General features: G+C 45.3%; 23 protein-coding genes and 2 pseudogenes. 8 read left to right on the top strand and 17 right to left on the bottom strand.

Going from position 1 to position 25,310, the window contains the following annotated elements; translation table 11 throughout:
- Positions 1–77: 77 nt before the first annotated feature.
- Positions 78–530, top strand: coding sequence for an LpqB family beta-propeller domain-containing protein (locus NIES593_RS08235; RefSeq protein ID WP_175561080.1), 453 nt, complete (start codon positions 78–80; stop codon positions 528–530).
- A 15-nt stretch (positions 531–545) separates the two neighbouring features.
- Here NIES593_RS08235 and NIES593_RS08230 read toward each other — a convergent pair whose 3' ends face one another.
- On the bottom strand, positions 546–890 hold the full coding sequence (locus NIES593_RS08230) for a transposase (protein ID WP_073599118.1): 345 nt from the start codon (positions 888–890) through the stop codon (positions 546–548).
- Positions 891–1,012: 122 nt separating this feature from the next.
- Here NIES593_RS08230 and tnpA point away from each other — a divergent pair, with 122 nt between their 5' ends.
- Entirely contained in the window at positions 1,013–1,411 is a 399-nt protein-coding gene (gene tnpA / locus NIES593_RS08225; protein ID WP_073599117.1) for an IS200/IS605 family transposase, read from the top strand.
- 289 nt (positions 1,412–1,700) lie between these two features.
- Positions 1,701–2,876 carry an RNA-guided endonuclease InsQ/TnpB family protein gene (locus tag NIES593_RS08220; protein ID WP_073599116.1) on the top strand — a complete coding sequence of 392 codons (1,176 nt, stop codon included), beginning with the start codon at positions 1,701–1,703 and terminating at the stop codon, positions 2,874–2,876.
- Between the two features lie 31 nt (positions 2,877–2,907).
- Here NIES593_RS08220 and fmt read toward each other — a convergent pair whose 3' ends face one another.
- Complete coding sequence (gene fmt, locus NIES593_RS08215) at positions 2,908–3,906, bottom strand: methionyl-tRNA formyltransferase (RefSeq protein WP_073599115.1); 999 nt, start codon at positions 3,904–3,906, stop codon at positions 2,908–2,910.
- Positions 3,907–3,957: 51 nt separating this feature from the next.
- Between fmt and NIES593_RS08210 the strand changes: the two genes are divergently transcribed.
- A complete protein-coding gene (locus NIES593_RS08210; RefSeq protein WP_073599114.1) occupies positions 3,958–4,956 on the top strand; it encodes a GntR family transcriptional regulator in 999 nt (332 codons plus the stop codon).
- Positions 4,957–5,127: 171 nt separating this feature from the next.
- Here NIES593_RS08210 and NIES593_RS08205 read toward each other — a convergent pair whose 3' ends face one another.
- From NIES593_RS08205 to NIES593_RS08180, 6 genes are all read right to left on the bottom strand, one after another.
- Positions 5,128–5,325 (bottom strand): hypothetical protein, encoded by a 198-nt coding sequence (locus NIES593_RS08205; RefSeq protein WP_073599113.1) that lies wholly within the window; start codon positions 5,323–5,325, stop codon positions 5,128–5,130.
- 21 nt (positions 5,326–5,346) lie between these two features.
- Positions 5,347–5,793 (bottom strand): DUF3531 family protein, encoded by a 447-nt coding sequence (locus NIES593_RS08200; protein WP_073599112.1) that lies wholly within the window; start codon positions 5,791–5,793, stop codon positions 5,347–5,349.
- Between the two features lie 28 nt (positions 5,794–5,821).
- Positions 5,822–6,358 (bottom strand): CPBP family intramembrane glutamic endopeptidase, encoded by a 537-nt coding sequence (locus NIES593_RS08195; RefSeq protein ID WP_425432533.1) that lies wholly within the window; start codon positions 6,356–6,358, stop codon positions 5,822–5,824.
- A gap of 46 nt (positions 6,359–6,404) precedes the next feature.
- Complete coding sequence (locus NIES593_RS08190; RefSeq protein WP_073599110.1) at positions 6,405–7,487, bottom strand: DUF3326 domain-containing protein; 1,083 nt, start codon at positions 7,485–7,487, stop codon at positions 6,405–6,407.
- Complete coding sequence (locus tag NIES593_RS08185; RefSeq protein ID WP_073599109.1) at positions 7,484–7,681, bottom strand: hypothetical protein; 198 nt, start codon at positions 7,679–7,681, stop codon at positions 7,484–7,486. Before NIES593_RS08185 ends, NIES593_RS08190 begins: the two co-directional genes overlap by 4 nt.
- Before the next feature lie 196 nt (positions 7,682–7,877).
- Positions 7,878–10,400, bottom strand: coding sequence for a hybrid sensor histidine kinase/response regulator (locus NIES593_RS08180; protein ID WP_073599108.1), 2,523 nt, complete (start codon positions 10,398–10,400; stop codon positions 7,878–7,880).
- 374 nt (positions 10,401–10,774) lie between these two features.
- On the opposite strand from NIES593_RS08180, the gene NIES593_RS25140 reads away from it, so the two are divergent.
- Positions 10,775–10,909 carry a hypothetical protein gene (locus tag NIES593_RS25140; RefSeq protein ID WP_281250712.1) on the top strand — a complete coding sequence of 45 codons (135 nt, stop codon included), beginning with the start codon at positions 10,775–10,777 and terminating at the stop codon, positions 10,907–10,909.
- Positions 10,910–10,924: 15 nt separating this feature from the next.
- Here the strand turns inward: NIES593_RS25140 and NIES593_RS08175 are convergent, their stop codons facing one another.
- The 5 genes and pseudogenes from NIES593_RS08175 to mgtE form a co-directional block, all read right to left on the bottom strand.
- Positions 10,925–11,692, bottom strand: coding sequence for a sulfite exporter TauE/SafE family protein (locus NIES593_RS08175; RefSeq protein WP_073599107.1), 768 nt, complete (start codon positions 11,690–11,692; stop codon positions 10,925–10,927).
- Between the two features lie 99 nt (positions 11,693–11,791).
- Positions 11,792–13,135: a ferric reductase-like transmembrane domain-containing protein gene (locus tag NIES593_RS08170; protein ID WP_175561076.1), complete on the bottom strand. Its 1,344-nt coding sequence runs from the start codon at positions 13,133–13,135 to the stop codon at positions 11,792–11,794.
- A 184-nt stretch (positions 13,136–13,319) separates the two neighbouring features.
- Entirely contained in the window at positions 13,320–14,336 is a 1,017-nt protein-coding gene (locus tag NIES593_RS08165; RefSeq protein WP_073599105.1) for a DUF389 domain-containing protein, read from the bottom strand.
- A gap of 294 nt (positions 14,337–14,630) precedes the next feature.
- Positions 14,631–15,149 (bottom strand): annotated as a pseudogene (locus NIES593_RS08160) (cation:proton antiporter domain-containing protein); the annotation flags it as partial.
- 26 nt (positions 15,150–15,175) lie between these two features.
- Complete coding sequence (gene mgtE, locus NIES593_RS08155; RefSeq protein WP_073599104.1) at positions 15,176–16,570, bottom strand: magnesium transporter; 1,395 nt, start codon at positions 16,568–16,570, stop codon at positions 15,176–15,178.
- A 162-nt stretch (positions 16,571–16,732) separates the two neighbouring features.
- Here mgtE and NIES593_RS08150 point away from each other — a divergent pair, with 162 nt between their 5' ends.
- Positions 16,733–17,521, top strand: coding sequence for a sulfite exporter TauE/SafE family protein (locus NIES593_RS08150; protein WP_175561075.1), 789 nt, complete (start codon positions 16,733–16,735; stop codon positions 17,519–17,521).
- A gap of 369 nt (positions 17,522–17,890) precedes the next feature.
- On the opposite strand, the gene NIES593_RS08145 is transcribed toward NIES593_RS08150, so the two are convergent.
- From NIES593_RS08145 to NIES593_RS08135, 3 genes and pseudogenes are all read right to left on the bottom strand, one after another.
- Positions 17,891–20,623 carry a cation-transporting P-type ATPase gene (locus NIES593_RS08145; protein ID WP_073599102.1) on the bottom strand — a complete coding sequence of 911 codons (2,733 nt, stop codon included), beginning with the start codon at positions 20,621–20,623 and terminating at the stop codon, positions 17,891–17,893.
- Between the two features lie 163 nt (positions 20,624–20,786).
- Positions 20,787–22,040 (bottom strand): glycosyltransferase, encoded by a 1,254-nt coding sequence (locus tag NIES593_RS08140; RefSeq protein ID WP_073599101.1) that lies wholly within the window; start codon positions 22,038–22,040, stop codon positions 20,787–20,789.
- Between the two features lie 193 nt (positions 22,041–22,233).
- Positions 22,234–22,536, bottom strand: a pseudogene (locus NIES593_RS08135) (response regulator); the annotation flags it as partial.
- A 90-nt stretch (positions 22,537–22,626) separates the two neighbouring features.
- Between NIES593_RS08135 and NIES593_RS24540 the strand changes: the two are divergent.
- Positions 22,627–23,112: a CHASE3 domain-containing protein gene (locus tag NIES593_RS24540; RefSeq protein ID WP_217651849.1), complete on the top strand. Its 486-nt coding sequence runs from the start codon at positions 22,627–22,629 to the stop codon at positions 23,110–23,112.
- Positions 23,113–23,175: 63 nt separating this feature from the next.
- Positions 23,176–24,000 (top strand): sensor histidine kinase, encoded by an 825-nt coding sequence (locus NIES593_RS24535; protein WP_217651848.1) that lies wholly within the window; start codon positions 23,176–23,178, stop codon positions 23,998–24,000.
- Positions 24,001–24,318: 318 nt separating this feature from the next.
- On the opposite strand, the gene rppA is transcribed toward NIES593_RS24535, so the two are convergent.
- Positions 24,319–24,996 (bottom strand): two-component system response regulator RppA, encoded by a 678-nt coding sequence (gene rppA / locus NIES593_RS08125; protein ID WP_073599100.1) that lies wholly within the window; start codon positions 24,994–24,996, stop codon positions 24,319–24,321.
- Positions 24,997–25,310: the final 314 nt, after the last annotated feature.

Below are 25,310 nucleotides of genomic sequence, written 5' to 3'. Positions count from 1 at the left end.
TTATGATCTCCATTTGCTGTTCTCATAATCGCCTACCGTCCAACATCTTGAAAATTTTACTTATATTGCTGACCTTGATGGTTGGTGGCTGTAGCAATGCCCTTTTTATTTCGCCTCAAATTCCTACTGGAGGATTAAATAGTCAAGCGCCCGACGAATCGCCTGCTTATAGCAGCGATGGACGATATTTGGCATTTTCATCGGATCGCAACGGCAATCGCGATATCTTTCTGTACGACTTGCAACAGCGCCGCCTCGTTTCCTTGCCCAATTTAAATCGTGGCGATTCGAGTCAAGATAGTCCGGCGCTAAGTGTTGACGGACGCTACATTGCTTACGTTTCCAACGAGCGAGGCAAGACGGATATTATGGTCTACGATCGCAAAACCCAACGATCGGAACTGCTTAGCGCTAACGTGCGGGGAACGGTCAGCAACCCAACCATTAGCGGCGACGGACGAAAAGTGGCGTTTCAAACCAGTCAATTCGGTCAGTGGAATATCGCGATCGTGGAGCGCAATATCGATTAATTGAACCTCCCGTCGCTAAACAGCTATCGCTGCTGTAGCGGGGGATTCTCCGTTCGCCGACCCGCGCCTCCTAGAATTGCTCCTACTTGTTCTCTTCAACCCCTTAATGTTAAGGTTTTCAAAAACTAAGACTTGATTGTCGTCTACTAACTTGCGTGAAAGTTTATGGTAGAAATCAGCCCGATCCTTGGTCAAATACTCGTAGACCGAAGCTACTTTTTTCCTGGCTTTGGCTCTTTTATTTGAACCCTTCTGCTTCCTTGAAAGCTGCTGCTGTTTTCTACGAAGATTGCGTTTGATTCGGTTAAAGTGACGAGGATTAGCTACTTTGTTTGTCGATTCTCCGTCAAAAACCGTCACCGATAAAGCGTCGGCGCAAGCCCGTGTCTTCTAGACATCGGGATCAGCCGACCTGCGCGGCTTTAGCCGCCTTCATTGAATCTTCACGATAGATATACAGCTCCGTGTTATATACTACTTTCATGGAGCGAAAATTTAAGTCAAACCGAAACATAGTTTACTCTTGCAAGTATCACGTCGTCTGGTGTCCAAAGTACCGGAGAAAAGTTTTGATTCATGGCGTGGATGCCAAGTTGAAGGAAATCTTGCAGCAAGTAGCAAATGAATTTCAGTCTGAGATTATCGAAATGGAGATAATGGACGACCACGTTCACCTACTTGTAGAAGTAGACCCGCAATTCGGTATAGCTAAACTTGTGCGCTACATGAAAGGTCGTTCTTCAAGGCTATTGAGACAAGAATTCCCCTGGCTCAAATCGCGCCTTCCTACTTTATGGACTAACTCGTATTTTGTTAGTACCGTAGGTGGCGCTCCATTAACAGCGGTTAAACAGTACATAGAAAATCAAAAAAATGTCTAAGAAAAAGTCAGAATCTAAAATCAGCGTTGTCTGCGCTGGTTGCAGTCGAACACAAGAAATCCGCAAATCGAAAATTACCGAATGTGATTAATACACCTGCTCTTTAATTGCAAGCTAAATCCTAATTTTCAGCCCCCTTTAACCCCAGAGGGATTTATCCACGTTTACGTGCCATGTGCGGCAGGAGGTTTTACTGGACATCAAATTCGACCAGCTAATCAAGAAGAACGGGATAGCGTGTTAAGAGCAAAAGAAATTCTCGGCGCTGGTTTAAGGCAACGATCGAATCATGAGTAGCTACACAGTAAGAAGAATTAACCTAGAAAAAACAGAACAGCTAGATATTCTAGCAAGAGCTGCGGGTGAATTGTATAGTCGTACCCTTGTTACTTACTGGCGAATAGTCAGAAAGAAAGGTGTATTCCTATCTCAGTATGGGATGGAAAAACTCTGTAGGTCCAGTCAACTACACGCCCATACTTCCGATGCAATAGTTGGTAACTTTTACAGTAGTATTAAGTCGGCTAATGCTAGAAAGAGAGCGGGTTCAACCGAAGCCAAATATCCTCGTCGTCGCAAGTATTTCTACAAAATTACTTGGAAGTCTTCTGCAATCAAAGTCAAAGATGGACTACTCCATTTATCTAACGGTAAAGGTAATTCAGCCATAGTTATACCTTGGCAATGGGACAAACCAAAACAAGTAGAAATCGGTTGGAAAAAAGGCAAGGGTTATCAACTTAGGGCTGTTTATTCAACTACGACTATAGCTAGTCCTACGGGACAAAAAGTAGCTGCTATCGATCGGGGCGAGGTTAGAACGGCAACTGTATATGATGGCGAAAAAACCACAATCTACAGTGGCAGGTTAATACGCTCCAAGGTTAGGTATAGAGCAAAAACTATAGCTCACCTTGATGCGAAAATTTCAAAAACCAAACGAGGAAGTAAAAGGAGAAAACGTCTTGTTGCTACTAAACACAGAATAATCCGCCAACTTGATAATCAAATCAACGATATTCTGCACAAGCAATCCACCCACCTTGTTTCCACCCTATTTAAAGCAGGGGTGCAAACGGTTGTGATTGGCGATATTCGGGATATCAGAAATTCAATTAAGTACGGTGCAAAAGCTAACCAAAAACTACATTCTTGGAGTTTTGGAAAATATCGGTGGATGGTGGAGTACAAAGCCGAAAAGTTCGGAATGAAGGTTGTACTTCAAGACGAGGCTTACAGCAGCCAGACGTGTCCGGCTTGCGGCAAGCGACACCAACCATCTGGGCGTACTTATAAATGCAAATGCGGTTTTCAATTCGACCGCGACGGAGTTGGTTCGTACAATATCCGAGCCAAGTATATGGGGAACTTTGGTTCCCCCTTAGTAGGACTAATGGCGAGTCCCTCTGGTGTGAGATTTGTCCCTCATCTCCAGTGTCGCTTAAATATCAGTAATGGTGTTTAAGAATCCCGCGCATTCCATGCGTCGGGAGTCGTCAAGAAACCAATACTTCCCCTACAGTCAAGCGCGTACCATTAACAAAATCCCAGCCAGATCGAGGGGGCTTACCTGCTAGCTGAACCTCCCGTAGCAGCAGGAGTCCGTCGCCGGTTTGAACGATGGGACCCAAATTTTTAACGATGCTAACGATTTCGCCAGGAGATCCCGTCACAGAAGACAAAGCATCCCATTGCTGTTGTAATTTTTGCAAATCTGGCGGGAGTTGCGATCGGTAATCTTCTCCCAAGGGGGCAGTAGCGATGACTTTTAGGGGTTGCTCTCGGAAGGAAGTAACGCAATTGGGATAGAAACCTCTGATTTGATTGTGAATGGCGATCGCGGGACGAGTCCAATCGATAACATAATCTGATTTTTTTATTAGAGGAGCATAAGTTGCCTCGGAAGGGTCTTGAGGAACGGGTTGAATTTCTCCTCTGTCTAGTTTTAAAAGAGTTTCGATGAGGAGATCTGCCCCTTGACGAGCGAGAATTTCTGCGATTTGATAGGCATTGTCTAGCAAACCAACAGGAGTATAAGCTTTCAGCAACATGGCTCCAGTATCCATACCCTCGTCCATCAGCATCGTAGTAATCCCCGTTTCAGTATCCCCGTGATAGAGACTCCACTGAATTGGGGCAGCCCCTCGATATTTGGGCAGAATCGAACCGTGAACGTTAATGCATCCCAGTCTGGGCATGGCGAGAATTTCTGGGGAGAGGATTTGTCCGTAGGCGGCGACGACAAATGCATCCGCTGAGGCTTGTCTGAGATTTGTCAGGGTTTCCGGATCTTTTTTGATGCGCTTGGGTTGCCAAACGGGGATTTGATGGGCAAGCGCTACTTTTTTCACGGGTGAGGGCGTGAGTTGATTTCCCCGACCGCGCGGTTTATCGGGTTGAGTGACGGCAGCAATCACCTCAAAATCTGGATGGTTGAGCAAACTTTCCAGAGTGGGGATGGCAAATTGTGGCGTTCCAAAAAAAATAACTCGCATAGTCTTTGTAGCACAATAAAATGTTAAATCGTATAAACAAGCCTCAGTGACATGTTGCAGTTCCAGATCCGACCAGATAGCGATATTCCTGCCTCTAAGCAACTATTTGACCAAATTCGCTTCGCGATCGCCTCTCGTCAGTATCCGCCCGGTCATCGGCTGCCCAGTACGCGACAACTTGCTATGATGACGGGACTGCATCGCAATACTATCAGCAAAGTTTATCAACAATTGGAAGAATCCGGACTGGTAGAATCTCTGGCAGGGTCGGGTATTTATGTTAAAGCGACAAGTCACGAAAGGCGATCGCAACTGAATTCGCCGCTTTTTCAACAATACCCCGAAGCGAGCCAACTAATTCGCAAGAGTCTCGACAATCTGTTATCGCAGGGTTTGACTCTTTCCCAAATTCAGGAACTCTTATTAGAAGAAATCGACTGGCGCTTGCGTTCTAGCGCCCAAGTTTTGGTAACGGTACCCGCTAACGATATTGGGGCCGGGAAATTGATCGTTCTAGAATTGGAACAATCGCTCAATATTCCCGTGCAACTGGTGCCGATGGAAGAACTGTCCCAAGTGCTGGCTCAAACCAAGTCGGGGACAGTCGTCACTAGCCGTTATTTTATCGGCGATGTAGAAGCGCTCGCTGCTCCCTATTCTATTCGCGCGATCCCAGTCGATATTTACGACTACAGCAAAGAGTTGGAAATTGTCAAAAAACTGCCTAAAGACAGCCGCTTGGGAATCGTCAGCCTCAGCGGTGGCATTTTGAACATCGCAGAGATTCTAGTTCACAGTTTGCGAGGAGACGATCTTTTAGTCATGAGTGCCCAAGCTGGCGATAGCGAGAAATTGAATGCTGTAATTCGCACCTCTCGAACTATTATCTGCGATCGCGCTAGCTATCCAATTGTCAAACAGGCAATTACTGCTGCTAGAGACGACCTCATTCGTCTCCCAGAACTCATTTGCAGCGAAAACTATATCGGCGAAAAATCGATTAACTTACTCAAACGGGAACTTGGTATCGGAATCGAAGGAAATGGGTGATTTCTTTGAGAGAGTGTGTGTGGGAAGTGTGGGAGGTGTGGGGAGATGGGGAGATAATTAACGAATAACCACTGTACGGGCGAGTTTATCTCAAAAAAGCGAGAGATTTACCCACACTTACTGCAAAAAACCCGCCCCTACTAACCATTAACTACCAACCAATCCAAATAACTACCAACCAATCCAAAATCCAAAATCTAAAATCCTTTCATCACATGACCAATGACTGATGACCAATGACAACTGACCGATTGGTGCTGGAACCATCTCGCCTCGAAAATCTAGTAATTGAACTAGAATCAGATAGGCAACTGCAAGAAAGATAGAAATAGCTCCGGTAATAATGGCGACGATTTTTCCTTTTTGCATGATTTTTTTCTGAATCTATGATTAATTGGCAGAAAACAGCGACTGACTTTTATCCTCTACAGACCAATCTTCATTCTGTCCGCCAATGATTAGTCTCTTAATATCAACATATTCTTGACTCAATCGAGTCAGTGCATTGATCAATATATCAAGCGCGATCGGATCGCTGGTTCCTAGGTCGAACCAACAGCGTCCCCAGGTTCCTAAATACTGAAAATCCGCCATATTATGCATCGGTGCCATCATGACATTCTCGGCTGCTTCTATATCGTAGTCCATATAGCTAAGATCGATCCCCATCTCTTGAACCTGGAGATTCTCTGCGTTAAAAGCGCCTAATTTCCCTAAATAAAACCAAGAGTTAAACAATTCTTCCACGTATTGTTTTTCCATTGACGAGGGAACGGTTTCAAACTCTATCCAAATCCAGAGATCGAAGGGATTAAATTCTCGGAACTGTACTTCCATTTCAGTTACCAGTTATCAAATATCAAATTTATCTAGACGAAGAAATTTCTACGGCTTTTCCTGCCTTCCACAAACTGCTCGAAACTAAGTTAGTCAAAATATGCGCCACAATGGGAACTAATAGGTTTCCTGTCATCCAAGCACTATAACCGAGAGCAAATCCTACCACAGTTGCCCAAACGACATAGGGCCACTGCTGGCGACCGCTTAGATGAAGAATGCCAAACAACAAACTAGAAAAAATAACAGCGGTCAAATCCAAGCCCAAGGCAGGTAACATAACGCCTCGAAACAACAATTCTTCGCTCAAACCGGGTAGCAATCCCAACCAAATTAGATCGGGCCAAATTAAAGGCTTGATGACCAATTCTAGGTAAGCATCGGCACTGCGACGATAGGCGGGCCATAGGCGGTAGATAATACTACTCGCAACAATAATGCCCCCAGCCACTCCAATTCCTAACAAAAAGGCACCAGAAGTAAATTCAATGTCGAGAAGAGCGATAGAACCCAACTTTTGCCAGATCTTAGCCACAATTAGCAAAAGTACTGCGGTCACTCCCATCACCACTAAAATCTGCGTGCGCGTTAGGGGTTCGGTTTCGAGATGATTAGGATCTGTCACGGGTTTGAGTTAAGCGATATAAAGAGGATAGATTGGGGCGCAGGGAGTCAGGACTAATCCCGGCACGATGGGCGACTAACACGCCTAGCGCCTCTAAATACGAGTTTACCTTAATCGCTTCGATCCCTAGGGGTTCTGGAGGGACTTGCATCTGAGTGCGATTTTCTTCAACCGCTATAATTAGCGCTTTTTGACTGCTCAAACCGAGAAGGGCACCGCCACCGCAGGCAGTTGCTGGAATGACTGCGGCATCGACTTCATCTGCCCAAATCGTCTTTGGTGGAGAAGAAAAAGAATTTCGCCCTTTTGTAACGAATTGTGGAGCGCGGCTGAGTCCGACTAAAACGCAGGGAAGAAAAGTATAGCCCAATTCTTCGGCAGCAGCGCGGGGAGATAAATTGGGATCGAGAGGTAACGGCATTAATGCGGGTGCGTGGGCGGCAGGGATCTGAAACTGGCGGACGACAAGATGGGAAATGACGGCTTCTGCCCCTGCGAGGGGATCGACTCCCGAACCGGATCGATAATTTTGTAGGGCAAGACTGCCGGGATCGTCGGGAAAGCGGGCGACGATCGCGATCGCGTCTGCCCTCGCTTGATGAATTAAAGTTTCAGCCGCCCTCAGCAAACTGTCGGGATTGCCGATGGTTCCCCAACTAGCCCCCGATGCAGCAGTGCGAAGTTCGACTTCTAGGGGAGCGTCGGTAATAACATAATCGGTTAGATCCAGTCCTAGCGTTGCTCTAGCGGCATCGGTAACTTGTAGGTGACGCAGGCGCAACTCTGACTCGATCGCGCGATCGAGGATTAACCCGATGCGGTTTTGACGAACGGGTTGCAAACCCCATTCTAGACAGGCAAATTTATCTAGTCCGTAGCCTTCTACATAAAGCGCATTGGGTAGAGACCAATAGAGTTGGGCGCCATTGAGAACGTTGGGATGGGTAATCAGGCGATCGCAGGTTTGCGCGATCGCTCTAGCTACGGGCAAAGCATCTCCCGCATAACCGCCAATCGACGCACCAATCCCCGTCGGGACGATTAAAACGACTGTATAAGGACGAATCAATTTTGAACTTTCAACTCGGCACTTTGAACTGTAACAATTGCTTCGACTTGTGCTTTTTGCTTCTCGCCGTCCACGCGAGTAATCGCCCAACGTAGGGGTTCCCCACGCTTTTTGAGTTCTTCTTCAACGGCTTTTTGTAATTTGATGGGATTGTCTTGGAGATCGATTTCGGCGCTAATGAAATGAGTCGTCATAGTTGGGATCGTCTTGTTGGTAAATTATTTTAGACTTAACGTAGCAATCCTAATTGATGTGTGAGCAGTGCGATCGTCTTGCTTGCTTTTAAGGAAATAGCGAGCAAGATGATCGCACTACCTAAAAACAAAATTCTCATAATTCATCTAGGATTGCTATAGCCATCTTATCGGTTCGCGATCGCCTTTTCTAGCCTCAAATTTCGGTTGGCGATCGCACGGCATAAACCCAGGTCAAACTGAGATGTTTCTGGAGTAAGTCCAGTAGCGTACCGGAGTCTACGGGTTTGGGGAGAAAGGCATTGGCTCCAAAGTCTAAACTCTTCTGTTGTTCGGATTCAAATACATTAGCAGAGGAAGCAATCGCGATCGTCTCGGCGAGTTGGGGATCCTGTCGTAACTTTTGCAAAAATTCAAAGCCATCCATTCCAGGCATCGCCAGATCGATAATAATCAAATCGGGTTCGATCTCCACCGCTTTTTCTAACCCCGATTGACCGCTCTGTGCTTGGTAAACTTCAAACCCAAGCGGCTGGAGCATATTCGCAATTATCGAACGATTTTCCGAGCGATCGTCTACCACGAGGATTTTTTTTCTGTGACTTCGATATCCAATAATGGTTTCCTGCTGGGGAGGACTAGCGGTTTTCTCGCTACTTCCTGCTTCGAGAAGTTCGACATCAAACCAAAACTTGCTACCTCTGCCAAGTTCGCTTTGCACTTGTAACCTACTGTTCATTAGAGCAAGAATTTTTTGACTGATAGCCAATCCTAAGCCCGTGCCTTCGATTTGCTTGCTTGCCTCTCCAACCTGCTCGAAAGGGAGAAAGATTTTCTCAAGCTGTTTTGTGGATATTCCACTTCCCGTATCCTCAATCTCAAACCGCAGCTTGTAAATATTTGGCTGGAGCTGATGTTTCTCAACTGCGATCGCAAATGTGACGCTACCTTTATCGGTGAACTTAATCGCATTTCCTAGCAGATTCATCAAAACCTGGCGCAGCCGTTTTTCATCTGCCTGGATGCGTTGGGGAAGATCGACGGCGGGATGGTAGTGGAAGGCAATTCCTTTTTGATCGGCACGAATTTGGAAAAATTCAGCCACTCCCTGTAGGAAGCCGGGTAAATACAGATCGCCAGGAAATAAATCCATCTTACCAGCTTCGATTTTCGAGAGGTCTAAGATATCGTTGATTAACGTTAGCAGATGAGACCCACACTGATAAATAGTGCTGGCAGCTTTGCGTTCATTGTCAGTCAAGGATTTCGATCGTTGCAGGATTTGCGCGTATCCCAAGATGCCGTTAAGGGGCGTTCGCAGCTCGTGACTCATGTTTGCCAAAAACTCGCTCTTGGCATTATTGGCTGCATCAGCCGTTTCTTTAGCTTCTTTTAGTTCGAGCGTGCGTTTTTCTACCCGTTGTTCTAATTCTTCATTGGTTTTCTGGAGCGCAATAAAAGCCTCCTGCAACTGAGTTGCCATGCTATTAAATGATTGCGCTAAAATGCCAAGTTCATCTTGTCGTTCTAGCTCCACTTTGCGATCGAACTGCCCGTCTGCAAAAGCCGTTGCAGCAGCTTTGAGGCTAAGAATGGGCTGAGTAATCCAGCGAACGAGAAGAATGCCAATAACCAAAGAAATTACCAGGGCTAGGAGAGACAAAGCCAGAGTCATGCGGTTATTAGCCTGGATTTGCTCCATGAAATCTGCTTCGGGAATGGTAACGACCAAAAGCCAGTCCAAGCCTTTATCGTCTCGAAACGGCTCGACTTGAGCGAAGTGGAGCTTTCCGTCGATGTTGAAGTCGAGCTGTTGGCTGATAGTAATTCGATCGAGATCGCCGAATTGTTGCAGCAGATAGTTGGCTGTCGCTTGGGTTAGCAGATCGCGGCTCTCAGTGGCAGCTAATCGTTTGGGTTCGTCTTTCTGGCTGTAAAAGGGCTGTTCGTCTGCGGAGGTTGCCACTAACTGACCGCTCCGTTCGAGAATAAATACCTTTCCCGTTTTTCCGACTTTGAGCGTTTTGAGAAAATCTCCAATTTCTGAAAGATTGAGGATGCAATTCAAAACTCCTTGCAATCGACCGTTGCGATCGTAAGATGGTCGAACGGCTGAAATCAGCAAGCTTGGTGCTTGAATCCCCGCTTGATAAATCGGACTCCAGGTGGCTTGTTTTTTCTCAACGGCTGCTGTGTACCAAACACGAGTTTTTGGATCGAAATTTTTGACAACGCTGATTGGTTCGGTAGGCTCGCCCCTTTCGTTCAAGCGATACTGATACATCGCTCCGTCTGCGAGGTTGCGAATGCTAACAGCCGACGCATTATCCTTCTGGTAACGCATCAGGATATATTCGCCGCGCACGTTGGCAATCCCGATAGAATTAATGCGATCGCTGACATTAAACAACTGAATTTGCTGCCAAAGATAGGATTGCCATGTCTCGACGTTGTTGAAACTCAACCAACCCCGCCGAACGATATCTTGATTGATCTGATTGATTTGGTGTGGCGGAACGAGATAATTGTGGAGGTTTTGAGCAACTCGCGAGGTAATCTCTCTACGTAACTGCGTGGCTACTTCATTGACGGCTTTCTGTCCGTTACGGAAAGAAAGATAGCCTACAATCCCAACTGTTCCAACGACTTGTACGACAAATGGAACGATCAAGATCGTGCGCAAGGGCACTCTGCTCAGTACTTTAGCAACGGGTTGCATTGCTGGATAATTTTACAGGTTGTCCCAAAAGTATAGAATGTTATGTTGAGGTCGCGATCGCCAAGCAAAACATCTCATACTAATTAGTTTTTAGTTTAGTAATTCGCAATTGGTCAGCAGCTCTGTGTGTCAGGCTTTTTCGATGAATTTTATTTGGTCATGCTGAGTGCAGCTCTTCACTTCGAGAGAGGGTAAACTCCGTCAAACGAAGCATCTGTCGGGATTCTTCAGTGCACGGAGCCTACCCGATAAGTGCGAAAGGTTCCGTTCACAATGACAAATCATCCCTAAATTCAGCAACGCCAGAAATGGTATTGACATACCAACTCCAAACCCAAACATAGATTCTTGGTTATATCATTTTTCATTCATTAATGACAGAGATAGTCGATCGCCCTCACCCCCAACCCCTCTCCCTATTTGGGAGAGGGGAGAAGAATGTCGATCGCGAAAACCTGAAAATTGGTATTACGTTTTCCTGCACCCAGAATGACAAAATGGACTTTTAGGATGCTTCTTAGGTTTTATAAGTTTAAGAAGAAATAACAAGTTACAGTTGCTCCAACTAAAATCACAAATTGCCGGATAACTCGCGTTGGCAGATAACGCACGAGTATCGCTCCAAAATAGCCTCCTAGAATGGCTCCCAATGCCATTAACAGTGCTAACTGCGGTCGTACGAGTCCAGATAACAGTAATGGAATTAATGAAATTCCATTAATTGCAGCAGAGAGTAATCGTCCGGCAGCTACAGCATCTTTTGTATCCTCAATTCCGGCTAGGGTTAGGGTAGCCAGTAAGAGGATGCCCAAGCCGCCGCCAAAAAAGCCGCCATATATCGCTACAAGCGATACTAAGACAACTATGCCCAAGCTATAACTAATAGTGATTCGATTGGTTGTAATAGAACGTACCCTGCGAGTCACTTCATCTTTAAATGCGAATAAGAGCGTAGCAAACAACATTAAGAAGGGGATAACTTGGCGAAATGTAGTTTCTCTCGTGTGGATCAGTAACAATCCACCAACAATCCCACCAATAATGCTACCTACCAATAAACCTATCAGGCGTTTTTTAATGGGAAAGATAGTACGTCGATAGGCTGTTACACTAGCAAGAACTCCTGGAAACAAGGCAGCACTGTTAGTTGCGTTGGCACTGATGGTTGGTACGCCAACAAAGACCAACACGGGGAACGAAACAAAGCTGCCACCACCTGTAATAGCGTTTAATGCTCCGGCAGCTAACGCACTTGCGAACAGGTAAAAAACATCGAGTGCTTTTATAGACATGTCAAGCCCAATAGCTCACTTGATGTCATTTTATATCGCAGGAGGATTTTAATTGTGTCCGCTTTCGACTGTGGGGGGTGCTTAAATTAATTGAATCTATCAAACAAGGTTGAAATGTTCCATATGGACGTTAGTAACGGGGACTCCCAACTCGTGCAAAGCGGACTCTACCACATCCATCATTTTGGGGGTAGCACAGATAAAGTAATTGCGAGTGGCAGGACGCTTGGGGATATAGCGTTGTAGGAGTTCTTTATCGACGTAACCCGTCTCTCCCAACCAATCGGAGGGAGGTTCTCTGAGAACGTGGACGACGGTGAGATCTAATTTCTCTTTTAGTTCTTCGATTTCTTCGCGGTAAGTTACATCTTCCCAAGTTTTACTTGCATAAATCAACAGTAATGGACGTTCGTCGGCTCGTTCGGCTAAGGTGACAAGCATACTCATAATTGGCGTGATGCCGATCCCTCCAGCAATGAAGACAAATCCCGCCGTATTCTCATAGCGGTCGGTGGTGAAAACCCCATAGGGGCCGTCGAGATAAGCTTTAGTCCCCGATTTCAGGTCTTTAATCGTATTAGTGAAGTCGCCGACCGCCTTGATGCCAAACTCAATATATTCGGGATGTTCGGCACTCGAAGCCATAGAAAAAGGATGTTCTCGCATCCGCCAAGGCGAGATTTCTAGCGTTAGCCAAGCAAATTGACCGGGTTGAAAATGCATTCCTTGATGTCCTCTCGGACGTAACACTAAATTCCAGACATTGCCGCGTTGGGGTAAGATGGCTTCTACCAAGTAAGGTTTTTTGACCATAAACCAAGGCTTGACTAAACGAACATAAATCAATAGCCACAGTGCAGCTAGTGCAATCCCAGTCCAGATAACTCCCTTCCAGAACAAACTGAGGTAGTAACTGACACCCAAGGCGTGTCCCAAACCAAAACCAATGGCAACAACGGCTAAAATTCCATGGGCGATGCGCCAAGGTTCGTAAGGAATATTAAGCTGTTTGCGCCAGATAGAGGTAACAATAAGCGCTATGAGTACCAAGGTGGCAATGACTGCCAATCTCGCTCGCCACGGAGCTTCGAGAAAATTTAGCAGTTGTAGGGTTTCTGGGTTATCGATGAATAGGACGATTGGATGAACGAGGATAAAAAAGAATGCAACTATCGAGGTGTAGCGATGAAACTGAAGGATCAAATCGATGCCGTAAGAAGCTTCAATGCGATTGATTCGAGCAGTTAGGGCAAATTGCATTGCCATCATTGCCAAACCGATAAAACCAAGCGCAACGGAGAATTCTAGCCAAAAACTTCGTTCTTCGCTTGGCGTGGGCGGATAAAAAAGTAAAATCAACAATGGAAACAGAATAATCGCCAAATACAAACCGATCCAAGACAATCCGATAGTTAAGGGATTTTTCATTAACAGACTTCTCATCTAAGCTTCCCTCCTAACTTCTGCCAACAAGCCTCAAGAAGTCATAGTTGCGATCGCTCAAAAAAATGTTTGATATTCAGATTAATTCTTCGTCAAAACAATTGCATCTGGCTAATGACATAGCGATCGCTCCCTTTAACTCAATTCTCGATCGATTTTGGGGTTTCAAAAATAAAGACATCTACTATTGGTTAGAATTATTCAAATTTTCTCGTCTCACTTCTTCAATTTTCCCGACTTCAAAAATCAAGGTAAATGGTTGACCCATTTCTTGTTTTAAAAATTCTTCTAAGAACATAACTTGTCTTGCCGTTACGGGTTCTTTAGTGCGAACGTTGAGATGAACTTCAGGGGGATTGGTTAACCAATTGACATTGCTATTAAGTAGTACCATTCGCTGAAAGGTAATCGTTCGATTCTGTAGTGCTTGTCTTAAACTAGCTTCCAGTCGAGCTTGCCTTATCAACTGAAAAAAGCTCGCGCTTAGGGGAATCAGAATTATTGCTGTAAAAGCGAGCGTAAGAACAAGTGCTTTCCTGGCACGTTTGAGTGACGTAAACCCCGCGAGCGAAAACGTTAGCATACAAGCCAGAATAATTCCTAACAAATTAGTTAGATAAAGTAGAGTTGCACCGATACTGAGCGACCAATTGGCTTGCGATAAACCTAAGCCAATCACGCATATTGGTGGCATTAGAGCAACTGCGATCGCAGTTCCGGCTAAACTACCAGAAATTTCCGGTTTAACTTTCGCAAAACCGCTAATTCCTCCCGCAGCAACAGCAATTCCTAAGTCGAGTAAAGTAGGACGAGAGCGACTGAGAATTTCGCTACCAAATTCGGGTAATCCGACTAAATAACCTATAGATAAAGCTAAGAGAATTGATAGAACTGTCCCGATGGTAATCGCAATTAAAGCTTTACGAAAAAGAAGAATATTGCCTTCTAAAGCGCCAAATGCTAACCCGCGAATCGGTAACATTAGCGGTGCAATAATCATCGCGCCGATAATTACAGCAGCGCTATTAGAAAGCAATCCCAACGTGGCAATAATACAAGACCCAACAATCAGGGTCAGATAATTCATATCAGTGCTTGATTCTTCTAGTAGTCCGCTGCGAATTTCTTCAAGTTGCTGTGGGGGAATCTTTTTGTTTTTGAAACGATTAAAACGATTGCGAATCTTATTGAGATCTTGCAAAATTCACTTCCTCCATCAGCAATATAGCCCAAGGTATACATTGACCACCCTCGTGAAAATTTTACAAGATTTCTTTTTCGCTACTGAATATCTGTAGGAGGATTTTGGTACGGAGTCAGAAGTGCTTCCGACCCCGTACCGCGATCGTCGCATCTTTTTTGAGCAGAGAAGCTATTCAATCTCAAACTCCTCATATCAATTAGAAAAGTACCTGCTACAGATCGAGATTTAAAAATCTTAATTCAATAGGTAGATTGGTAGCAGTGTTTTTTCTATTCCAGATTAAATGACAATAATAAATATTTGTATAAGTCTAAAGAGCAAAAGCAGCAATACATCGGAGAGCGCACTTTCAGTCAAAATGGCATCGGGAATGCCTTTGGTGACTCCCCATCCAGTACTTTTGAGTCGCAACATCCCCGGCACGATAACGGCTGGAGATTCGGCACCAATAACACAACCAAACAGTAACCCACTCAGAAAATCGAAGTCGAACAGGATTGTAGCAGCAATCGCGATCGCTACGGCTTCAATTGTTGCCGGAAGAAATCCCAGGTGCAGCGCTACCGTACCCTGCTGTTGTAGCTTTTCTCTGTCTAACCCCAAGCCAGCTTTCATGAGAATAATCGTGACAGCAATGGTTCGCAGGTCGTCGGCAGCAGCAAGGACATTGGGTGCGATCGCATTTCTAACTTGCGGGCCGAGAACGATTCCCACTAAAATCATACCGATTAAGGCTGGCGCTCCCAGGCGACGGGCAATCTGACCGACAAAAAAGCCCATCCACAAAATCCAGATCGCACTCTCTAACATTCCCGTTCTCCCTGGGATGGCAAATGCTACAGTTGCAAAATCAGCCGTGCCAGCCACAGATAAATTAAGACCCCTAAAACATCAACGACGGAAGTAATAAAGGGTGCCGACATCAAGGCTGGATCTAGACCGAGTTTGCTAAACAAAAAAGGTAACGCCGTACCTGCTACAGCAGCTAAGAAAGAGATCGCTAGCAAGCTAATTCCCACTACTAGCGACACACCCCAACTTCCTTCGAGAAAATAAGCCCACAAAATTACCACTAGCCCCAACATCGCGCCGAGCAATATGCCAACAATTGTTTCTCGTGAAATCGTTGCCAACGCTCTTTTGAGGTGAACTTCTTTGAGATTTAGACCTCGAATGACTACAGTAGAAGACTGCGCCCCCACATTCCCACCAGTATCAATGAGTAAAGGAATAAAGGCAGCCAAAGCAACAACCTGTTCGATTATCTCTTCTTGACCAGCAATAACGGCACTGGTAGCAGTATTGGCAATGAGGAGAACGAACAACCAAACAACTCGCTTGCGAGCAATTTGAAATAAGTTGTTTGTTTGGAAGTATTTATCGCCTCCGGATTGCACCCCACCAAGGGTATAAATATCCTCTGTCGTTTCTTGTTCGATGACATCGAGGACATCGTCAATGGTGATAATTCCGACGAGACGCTGTTCGCTATCTACCACGGGGACTGCTCCAAAGTCATAATCGCGAACGATCCTGGCGACTTCTTCTTGGTCGGTATTCGTGTGGACGAAGATAACCTCTCGTTTTGCGATCGCGCTTACAATTTGTTCTGAATCAGCAGTTAATAAACCGCGCAGCGTGAGAACGCCAGTCAAGTGACGAGAAGCATCGATAATGTATAAGTAGTAGATCGTTTCTTTGACATTGGCTAGACTGCGAACTCGCTCTAGGGCTTGAGCAACTGTAGAACTCTCCTTAAGAGCAATATACTCTGTGGTCATAATTCTCCCAGCCGTGCTGGGTTGGTAGCCCAAAAGCAGGGTAGTAGCTTCTCGTTCTGTGGGACTGAGTTGATTGAGCAGACGACGAACGACTTTGGCTGGCAACTCATCAAACAATCGCGCTCGATCGTCGGGCGACATTTTGTCAACGATATCGAGGACATCTTGGTGTTTAAATTCCTTGATGAGTTCTTGCTGTACGCTAGAGTCTAGATATTCGTATACTTCGATCGCCTCGTCTTTAGAAAGCAAGCGAAATGCGATCGCTTGCATTTGTATTGGCAACTCGGCGATAACTGCCGCAATGTCTACAGGCTGTACGGGAACCAGTAGAGCTTTAGCACCTTCAAAGTTCTCTCGCTCTAGCAATGCCTGTAGTTGCGATCGAACTAACTCCCTTAGTTCTTCCCTCGTTTGGTAAGGTGAAGGAGAAGGTTGATCCTCAATCACGACAGTTGACTCCAGTTGGGTTTTAAAACCTTTATAAGTTTGAACAATAAAAATGACGAAAAAATGACAATCGCACGAGCAAGTTAAATTAATGTTAAATCGATCGCTTCATCCAAACAGTAAATCGTTCATAATACCGCTGTTGAAAGTGTGGAGATTTCGATGCGGAATAGTTGGGCATTTGCTTGGGGAGGGTTAGTAGGAATTCTCGGAGGTCTTATTGGCTTAGGCGGCGCTGAGTTTCGCCTACCAGTTCTAGTCGGCATTTTTAAATATCATACCCTACAAGCGATTATTATTAATCTTATTATTAGCCTCGTTACTGTCATTTTTTCCTTTATTTTTCGTAGTGGTATTGTGGGTTTGGAAGATGTTGTTGCTCATCTAGCGACAATCCTTAATATTCTGGCAGGCTCTCTCATCGGTTCTTATCTTGGTGTTAGCCATGCAACTCGAATTAACGAACGACAATTAAATCGAATTGTTGTCGTTTTTTTAGTTTTTATAAGCATCTTACTGATTGGACATAATGTTATCTTCAGTGTGGAGAGTCGGCAACTTCCAGACTTACTGAGAATGGGAATGGGTTTTGTGGCGGGAATTGCGATCGGGATCTTTAGTAGTATGCTCGGTGTAGCAGGAGGAGAATTAATAATACCAACGATCGTTCTGATTTTTGCAATTGATATCAAATTAGCGGGAAGTTTGAGTCTTGCGATTAGTATTCCTACGATTATGATGGGGCTATTCAAATACAGAAATCAGCCAAGATTTAAGGAGATTAAATTAGAGCGAGAATTTCTCGTTGCGATGGCATTTGGTTCTATCTTAGGGGCGTTAATTGGTAGTAATCTTCTGAAATATGTATCAAGTTCTCTTTTATATATAATTCTGGGTACAATTCTCTTGTTATCAGCCCTAAAGTTAGCCCATCACAAGCCAGTAACCTAGTTTCGATGGTTAATTTGCTAAAAATTCAATGTTTTTATATTTTAATTGAGAATTACGAATTATAAATTAGTCAACAGCTCTGGGTGTAAGGCTTTTTCATTAAGCATCTGTAGCGTTCTTTTTTAGAAATGGTATAAACATAACTATTTCCTAGCTCGTAGTGTGAGCGTCTCGCTCACCCGAAAATCATTCTGGCTTATACCAATTTTCAAAAGTCATAGTAGAGAGGGTTGCTTGCCCTCACCCCCAACCCTTCTCCCTATTTGGGAGAGGGGAGAAGAATGTATATCGTGAAAACATGAAAATTGGTATTACACGCGAGCAAGATGTTCGCACTACTGGCACTACATGATGATTTATTTAATGAAATCAATCGAGGGGATCGAAACGATTGACCCAAGCCGCAACTAAAATCATCGGTAAACCTAATAACAAGCAAATTAGCCATCGATCTAAGTTCAATGGTGCTGTCGAAAATAGCTCGTTCATCAGATTCCATTGACTGAAAATTACCTGCAACATTATCGCGCCAACAATCCCGATAATAATGGCCCAGGCATCTGTTATTCGTTCGTTTCTGCCTCGAATTCTATTAAAAATAGTAGTTCCTAATTGACTGATGCTCAATAGATAAAAAATACGCCCCGATACTAAGGCTTGAATTGCCATCGTGCGGGCGAGAGCAATATTTCCCGTCGTCGCTTCGATCCATTCAAATACGCCAAAAATGAGAATCCAATTAAATACAGAAATTGCTAAGATGCGTTTTAATAAACTTCTAGAAAGCAAAGGTTCTTTGGGGCTGCGCGGAGTCTGTTGCATGATCTGTTCGGATTTTGGCTCGAAGGCAAGAGGAACCGTCATGGCGATGGAATTGACCATATTGAGCCAAAGAACTTGTAGCGCTAAAATCGGCAAATCCCTAGCAAGCAATACGCTAATCAAAATCGTCATTGATTCCCCACCATTGACGGGTAGGATAAAAGCGATCGCTTTGAGCAAATTTCGATAGACAGTACGTCCTTCCTCAACCGCCGCTTCAATCGAAGCGAAGTTATCGTCGGTCAAAATCGCGTCAGCCGCTTCCTTGGCGACTTCCGTACCAGCCTTGCCCATTGCGATGCCAATATCAGCTTGCTTGAGCGCAGGGGCATCATTAACCCCATCTCCCGTCATGGCAACGACTTCGCCCTTGGATTGTAGGGCTTCAACCAACCGCAATTTCTGTTCGGGTGCGACGCGGGCAAACACTACCCCTTCTTCGATCGCATTTGCCAGTGCTTGGTTATCCATGCGACTCAGTTCCTGTCCGGTAAAGGCGAGAACTTCCCCATGCTTTTCCAATCCCATGCGAGCCGCGATCGCTCGCGCAGTAACGGCATGATCTCCAGTAATCATCTTCACTTGGATCCCTGCTGTTTTACAAGCGGCTACCGCTCTAATTGCCTCCTGTCGGGGCGGATCGATCATCCCCTGCAACCCGATAAAGATTAGACCTTCTTCGATGTCTTCATGGTCTAGAGAGTTTTGCTCGTTAGAGACGAGTTTTTTAGCGAACGCCAGTACCCGTAACCCTTGCGCTGCCATCGCATCGGCTTCTTGATAAATTATATTTGGGTCGAGGGGAGTTAAATTACCTTGGGCATCGAGCTTCTGCGTGGAGCGAGAGAGAATTACCTCTACCGATCCTTTCACGTAGATAATTTTGGATTTCGTGCTTGCTTCCCCGTTCTCATGCAAAGTTGCCATGTACTGAAACTCGGACTCGAAGGGAATTACATCGAGCCTGGGCATTTTTTGTTCTAACTCGTCGCGAATGCATCCTGCTTTGTTGGCTACGACAATCAGAGCACCTTCCGTCGGATCGCCAACAACATTCCACCTACCATCTTTGAATTCTAGGCAAGAATCATTGCATAACAATCCCGCGATTAGACACTCCCCAAGTACGGGAGACTCATCTAGATTGACTGGTGCTTCATCGAGAAAGATTGCTCCTTTTGGAGCATAACCTTCACCACTAACGCGATACCGTTGTCCTCCTGCGTAGATAGCTTGCACGGTCATCTGATTTTCGGTGAGCGTACCCGTTTTATCCGAACAGATGACTGTGGCACTGCCGAGGGTTTCTACAGCGGGTAATTTGCGGATAATCGCATGACGACGAGCCATCCGGGAAACGCCGATCGCTAGGGTAATGGTTACAACCGCAGGTAAGCCTTCGGGAATTGCACTCACTGCCAAGGCGACGGCTGCCTCAAACATTTCTACCCAGGAATAACCGTATCCCAAACCGACGGCAAATGTCAGTGCTGCTACTGCCAAAATGATATAGAGTAAAACACGGCTAAATTTATCGAATTTGCGGGTTAATGGCGTTTTAAGAAGAGTTTGCTGCTCCATCAACTGGGAAATTCGTCCAGTTTCCGTTTCCTGGGCGATCGCGACAACAATTCCCTTTCCTTGCCCAAACGTAACAAAGCTGCCGGCATAAGCCATATTGGTTCGCTCTGCTAAAGGTGCATCGGCATCGAGGGGTTGAAGATTTTTTTCGACGGCAACGGATTCGCCAGTGAGAGCAGATTCATTGACTTGTAGGTTTCGGATTTCAATGAGTCGCAAATCGGCTGGTACTTTGTCCCCAGAAGTCAGTAATACCAAATCTCCTGGCACGATCTCAGATGAAGGGATTCTGACTTTTTGTCCGTCGCGAATGACCGTTGCTTCGGTTTGTACTGAGGAGGCTAAGGCTGCGATCGCGCTTTCGGCTTTGGATTCTTGCACGAATCCAACAATGGCGTTAATCAGAGTTACGCCCCAAATGACCCAAGCGTTGACCCACTCACCCAAAATAGCCTTAATTGTCCCCGCGACGAGCAAAATATATAGCAGGGGTTGGTTAAATTGAAGAAGAAAGCGCACGATGGGACTTTTCCCCGGTTTTCCCACCAGTTCGTTAGCACCAAAACGCTCTCGTCGCTTGGCTACCTCAGCCGATGTTAAACCCGCTTCTAAATTACTATCTAAATGTCCGGCAACTTCCCGTATTGATAGATGATGCCACTGGTACGACGGCAAGGGTTTTTGAGTAGTTGCTGTCATATTTTTTACTCCAAGATTTATCCTGGCAGATAAAGTTTCTAAGCTTGTTATTAAGCGAGCGCGCCAGATTGCATAACGGTTAACTTACCAAGTAAATGTGATGGAAAAATGACAGTTATGCCATTATTTATTTCATATTTGTTCAATAATAATTTTCATCTTCCTATTGGTAGATTTGGGTAAGCGATCGATAGAGTTGATGGATTCGAGCGGCGACTGTAGCACTATTGAAATGCAACTGGACTCGTTTTGAGCCAGCTTCTCCCCAAGACCGCGCTAATTTTGAATTGCTCAACACTGCCCAGAGCGCGTATGCCAAAGCTTCAGGATTACTAGGAGGAACCAGCAGTCCGGTTTCGCCATGGATGACGGCGTGCCGCAGTCCTCCCACATGGCTAGCAATGACAGGGATTCCCGCAGCCATTGCTTCAATCGCAACCAGTCCGAGGGATTCGTAGTCACTGGGAACCACGCAAACATCGGCGGCGGCGTAGTAAGCGGGTAACTGTTGCGGCGGGATTGGCTTAGCAAAGGTTGTAATCCCTTCCAATCCCCATTCCCAAATCAACGCTCTAATACGCTCTTGCTCGTCACTGCTACTCTGCTCGCTTCTGTCTACCAAATACAGCTGAAATCGCCGAGGTAACTGAGCGCAGGCTTTGATAAGAGTTTCAATCCCCTTGCGCCTCTCAAAACTCCCCACGTACAAAATGGTTTTAGTTTTTGGCGAAATACCTAACTGTTGGCGAGCAGTGGCTTTAACCAGCGAGGAAAAAGGTTGTATGTCAATCCCATAGGGAATGACTCGAATTCGTCCCCGTCTAGAGACTAACCAGCGCAGATCGATCTTTTCTTGGGGACTAGTTGCCACCACGCAATCGGCTTCTTGTAAACATGCCCATTCGACTACCAATCGGGCACTAGCGATCCTAGGCATGGGTTCTGTATCTTCATATTTGACAGAACCGATGGAGTGATAGGTATGAACCAGAGGTAATTTCAGCCGAGATTTGAGTTGTAAACCCACCCAACCAGAAAGCCAATAATTGGTATGAATCAGACTGTAATGGCGATCGCAGCAGCCTTGAAAGGCTAACCAAGCTTCTAGAAAAGCTGGTAAATGCTCGAACAATTCATCTTGGGGAATAAACCGAGTGGGACCCGCTGTCAGGCGAATGATTCGACATCCCGACGCGCGATTGGTAATGGCAGGCTGGTCGGGGTCTTGGCGGCGGGTAAATATATCGACTTGGCATCCTCGTTGCGCTAGCGCCAGTCCTAGCGATCGCACGTAGACATGTTGCTCGCATCGGTCGTCATCCACCGATATCAAAGCGTAGGTCGATTTAGCAGTCTGATTTTGCGGCAATAATTGAATCGTTTTTATCTGATTAACGCAACCGATCGTTTGCTTCATAATCTCTCAATCAAGTGACGGACATAATACAAGCGAAGGCACTGTAGATAAGTGACGGTTGAGAAATCGCTAAGTTCGAGCAAAATTGAGAAGAAAGATGAATATCATTCCAAACAGGAAAATTTTTACCAAGCTGAAATCATATTCATCTGGGTTCCCTAACCAACTGCTTTGGTTAAAGTTAGCTTAATTTTTTCACCATGTAGTCATCTGCCCCCGCATCCAAACCAGTAATTTTGTCGGCAATGGTATCGCGGGCAGTTAACATTAAAATCGGAAGAGCAAGGCGGTGTTGGCGAAGTCGCTGACAAAAGCTGACCCCATCTAGCTTGGGCAGAGTTAAATCCAGCACGATCAGATCGTATTCTTGTCCCCTAACCCAATCCCATGCCGTTTCCCCGTCTTGGGCAAGATCGACCACGTATTGAAAGTCTGTGAGCGCTTCTGTCAGCATTTCTGCTAGCCGGACATCATCTTCAACGACTAAAATACGCATTTGGTAGCTTAGAGTATAAATAATTGACTGGCTCGATTGCAGTGTGAGCTGCTAATTACCAAGATAAATCCACAATTGACATTTCCAATCGTGATAAAAAAGTCGCTTGAAGGCAAGTGGATCGCAGGCGGGTTAAGTCTGGCATTGCTGTTGATGGGTTTTGTCAGCTTGGTTTCTTACCAAAATGCCACTCGATTAATTGCTAGTGCTAACCAAATGAAACAGACTCATCAAGTCCTGAAAACCCTGACAGATGTCGTCGCTACCCTGACTAATGCAGAAGCCGGACGGCGAGGCTATATTTTGTTTGAGGACGAGGAAGAGTTAGAGCGCTATAATCTCGCTATTCAAGACATTGATTCTAAAATTACTCAACTTCAGCAATTGCTCGACAACGATCCCAACCAACAGAAGCGACTAGCAAAACTGGACGCATTAATTGAGCAAAGGTTAGCTTTTTTCCAGCAGCTTAGTGACCTATACGAGAACAAGAAATCGCGAGCGGCTCAAGACTCACTAATTGCCCAAACCAAGCAAAATCAGCGTGAAATTCTTCAAATCGTTGCCCAAATCTAAACTGAAGAAGAACAATTACTCCAGATACAGGTCAGTCAAACTCAGTCCGGCTTTCATAGCAGAATGTCGATCGAGATTCTGGGAACTATTCTAACGTTTGTCATACTTTTAGCCGTGTATGCGCTGCTTTACCAGCAAATGGTAAAGCGTCAGCAGGCAGAGATACGACAACGAATTCTGGCTCAAGAAAAAGAACTGAGCGAACTGAAACTCAATTTCTTTTCTATGGTTTCCCATGAATTTCGCACGCCCTTGAGCTTGATTCTCGGTTCGGCGCAACTGCTACTAGCAAGTCATCAACAAGGGCTAGATCCCAAAGAGCGCAAAAATCTCGATCGCATTCAGTCTTCAGCTAGGGTGATGACGAAATTGCTTGCCGATCTGTTGACCCTAACTAGGGCTGAAGCGGGAAAGTTGGAGTGCAAGCCATATTTGCTCGAACTTCAATCCTTCTGTCTCAATCTAGTGGAGGATATGCAGGTTTTTGATGAGTCTTCTCACTCAATCGAGGTGATCGGTCAAGGATCGCTCACCCACGCCTATCTGGATGAAAAGTTGCTCTATTCGATTCTGAGCAATTTGCTTTCCAACGCCATCAAGTATTCGCCTAGCGGTGGTAAAATTCGCTTTGTGCTGAGGAACGAACCAGGTGCAGTAGTTTTTCAGATCCAAGATGAAGGAATAGGAATACCCTCAGAAGACCTTCAAGCTCTTTATGAGCCATTCCATCGCAGCAAAAATGTTAAAGATATCGCCGGTACTGGATTGGGATTGGCAGTGGTAAAAAAGTGTCTGGAACTTCATCAAGGAGAGATTTTTGTAGAAAGCAAAGAAGGAGTTGGAACGACGTTTACTGTTAAGATTCCACAGGAGTTTGTTTGTCCGTAAATTATGCATTCTTTTTTCTCTCACTCTACCAGGACGAGACTAATCGCCGTTCGGATGAGTTTGACGATCGTTTGAAATTTTCATCTAAAGTTATCACTTGTTGAGCTTGACTTGACCGATCGCGATCGGCTGGCGGCTGTAATTGATTCTCCTGTGAAGTACAGGACGTAAGCACAATAACAGTGACTGCCCAGTAAAAAAAGTCGATATAGCCTCATTAAAGTTAATTATTTACACCCTTCCATCAAATAAAATTTTAGTCAAGTTAACCAATCCTAAGATATATGGCGGCGATCGCTGCCATTAATTAGATAGAGATTAGCTATTGCAAGGGTCAAAACGATAACCCATTCCGTAAATAGTTTTTATCCATTCTGCCGCATCCACTAGCTGCAATCGCTGCCGCAAACGCCGGATCGAAGCCGATACAGCATTACTTTCCGGCTCAGTTCCCCATTCCCACAAAGCTTGTTCGATTTGGTTGCGGCTTAATACTTGACGGGGGTGACGGACAAAGTATTCTAGTAACTGAAATTCGCGGGGCGATAGTCGCACTGATGCCTGACCGCGTTCTACTGTCAGGCAGGTTGCGTCTAGTTGCAAGTCGGCAACGCCGAGACAATCTCCTTGCCAATTCGGCGATCGCCTTCCTAATGCTCGCACTCGCGCTAGGAGTTCGAGTAAGTCTACAGGTTTAACGATATAATCGTCAGCACCGGCATCTAATCCGCTAATTTTATCTGCAATTGTGTCTTTAGCGGTCAAAATCAGCACGGGCGACGTTTTCCCAAAATATCGGTACTGCTGACATAGGTTTAGTCCGCTAAGATCGGGTAACATCCAATCGAGAATTAGTAAGTCATAGTCTTTCTCGCCTAAAAGCCATCGAGCTGTTTCGCCGTTCCGTACGCCATCGACGATATGCCCGACTTTTGATAAAGCTTCGTGCAGTGGTTCGAGTTGTTCTGGATCGTCTTCAACCAGTAAGATACGCATTCAATATTTTTGCCTCTTTTATTTTTATGATTTAGGGTACGCCAGACAAAGCGATCTTATCTTCTTTCTCCAGTCAGATTTGGTTGCGATTGATGAAAATGATTGTTCTATCTCTAGAAGCATTGAAGTTTGAGTGATATCAAATCCGTTTAATTAGTAAGCGCATACGTCCCGCTCGCGAGCAGGATGTAAGGTGCTCCGCACCCGCTACGCGAACGCACTACTAGGTATTGCGGTTGTTTAACCGGATTTAATATGATTTTTGCTATCCTAAACGTACAAAAGAGACGAGATATGCTTTGCAGCTTTCACAC

The organism is Hydrococcus rivularis NIES-593, from assembly GCF_001904635.1.
GTDB classification, from domain to species: domain Bacteria; phylum Cyanobacteriota; class Cyanobacteriia; order Cyanobacteriales; family Microcystaceae; genus Hydrococcus; species Hydrococcus rivularis.
This window is presented reverse-complemented; position numbering and strand designations above follow the sequence as displayed.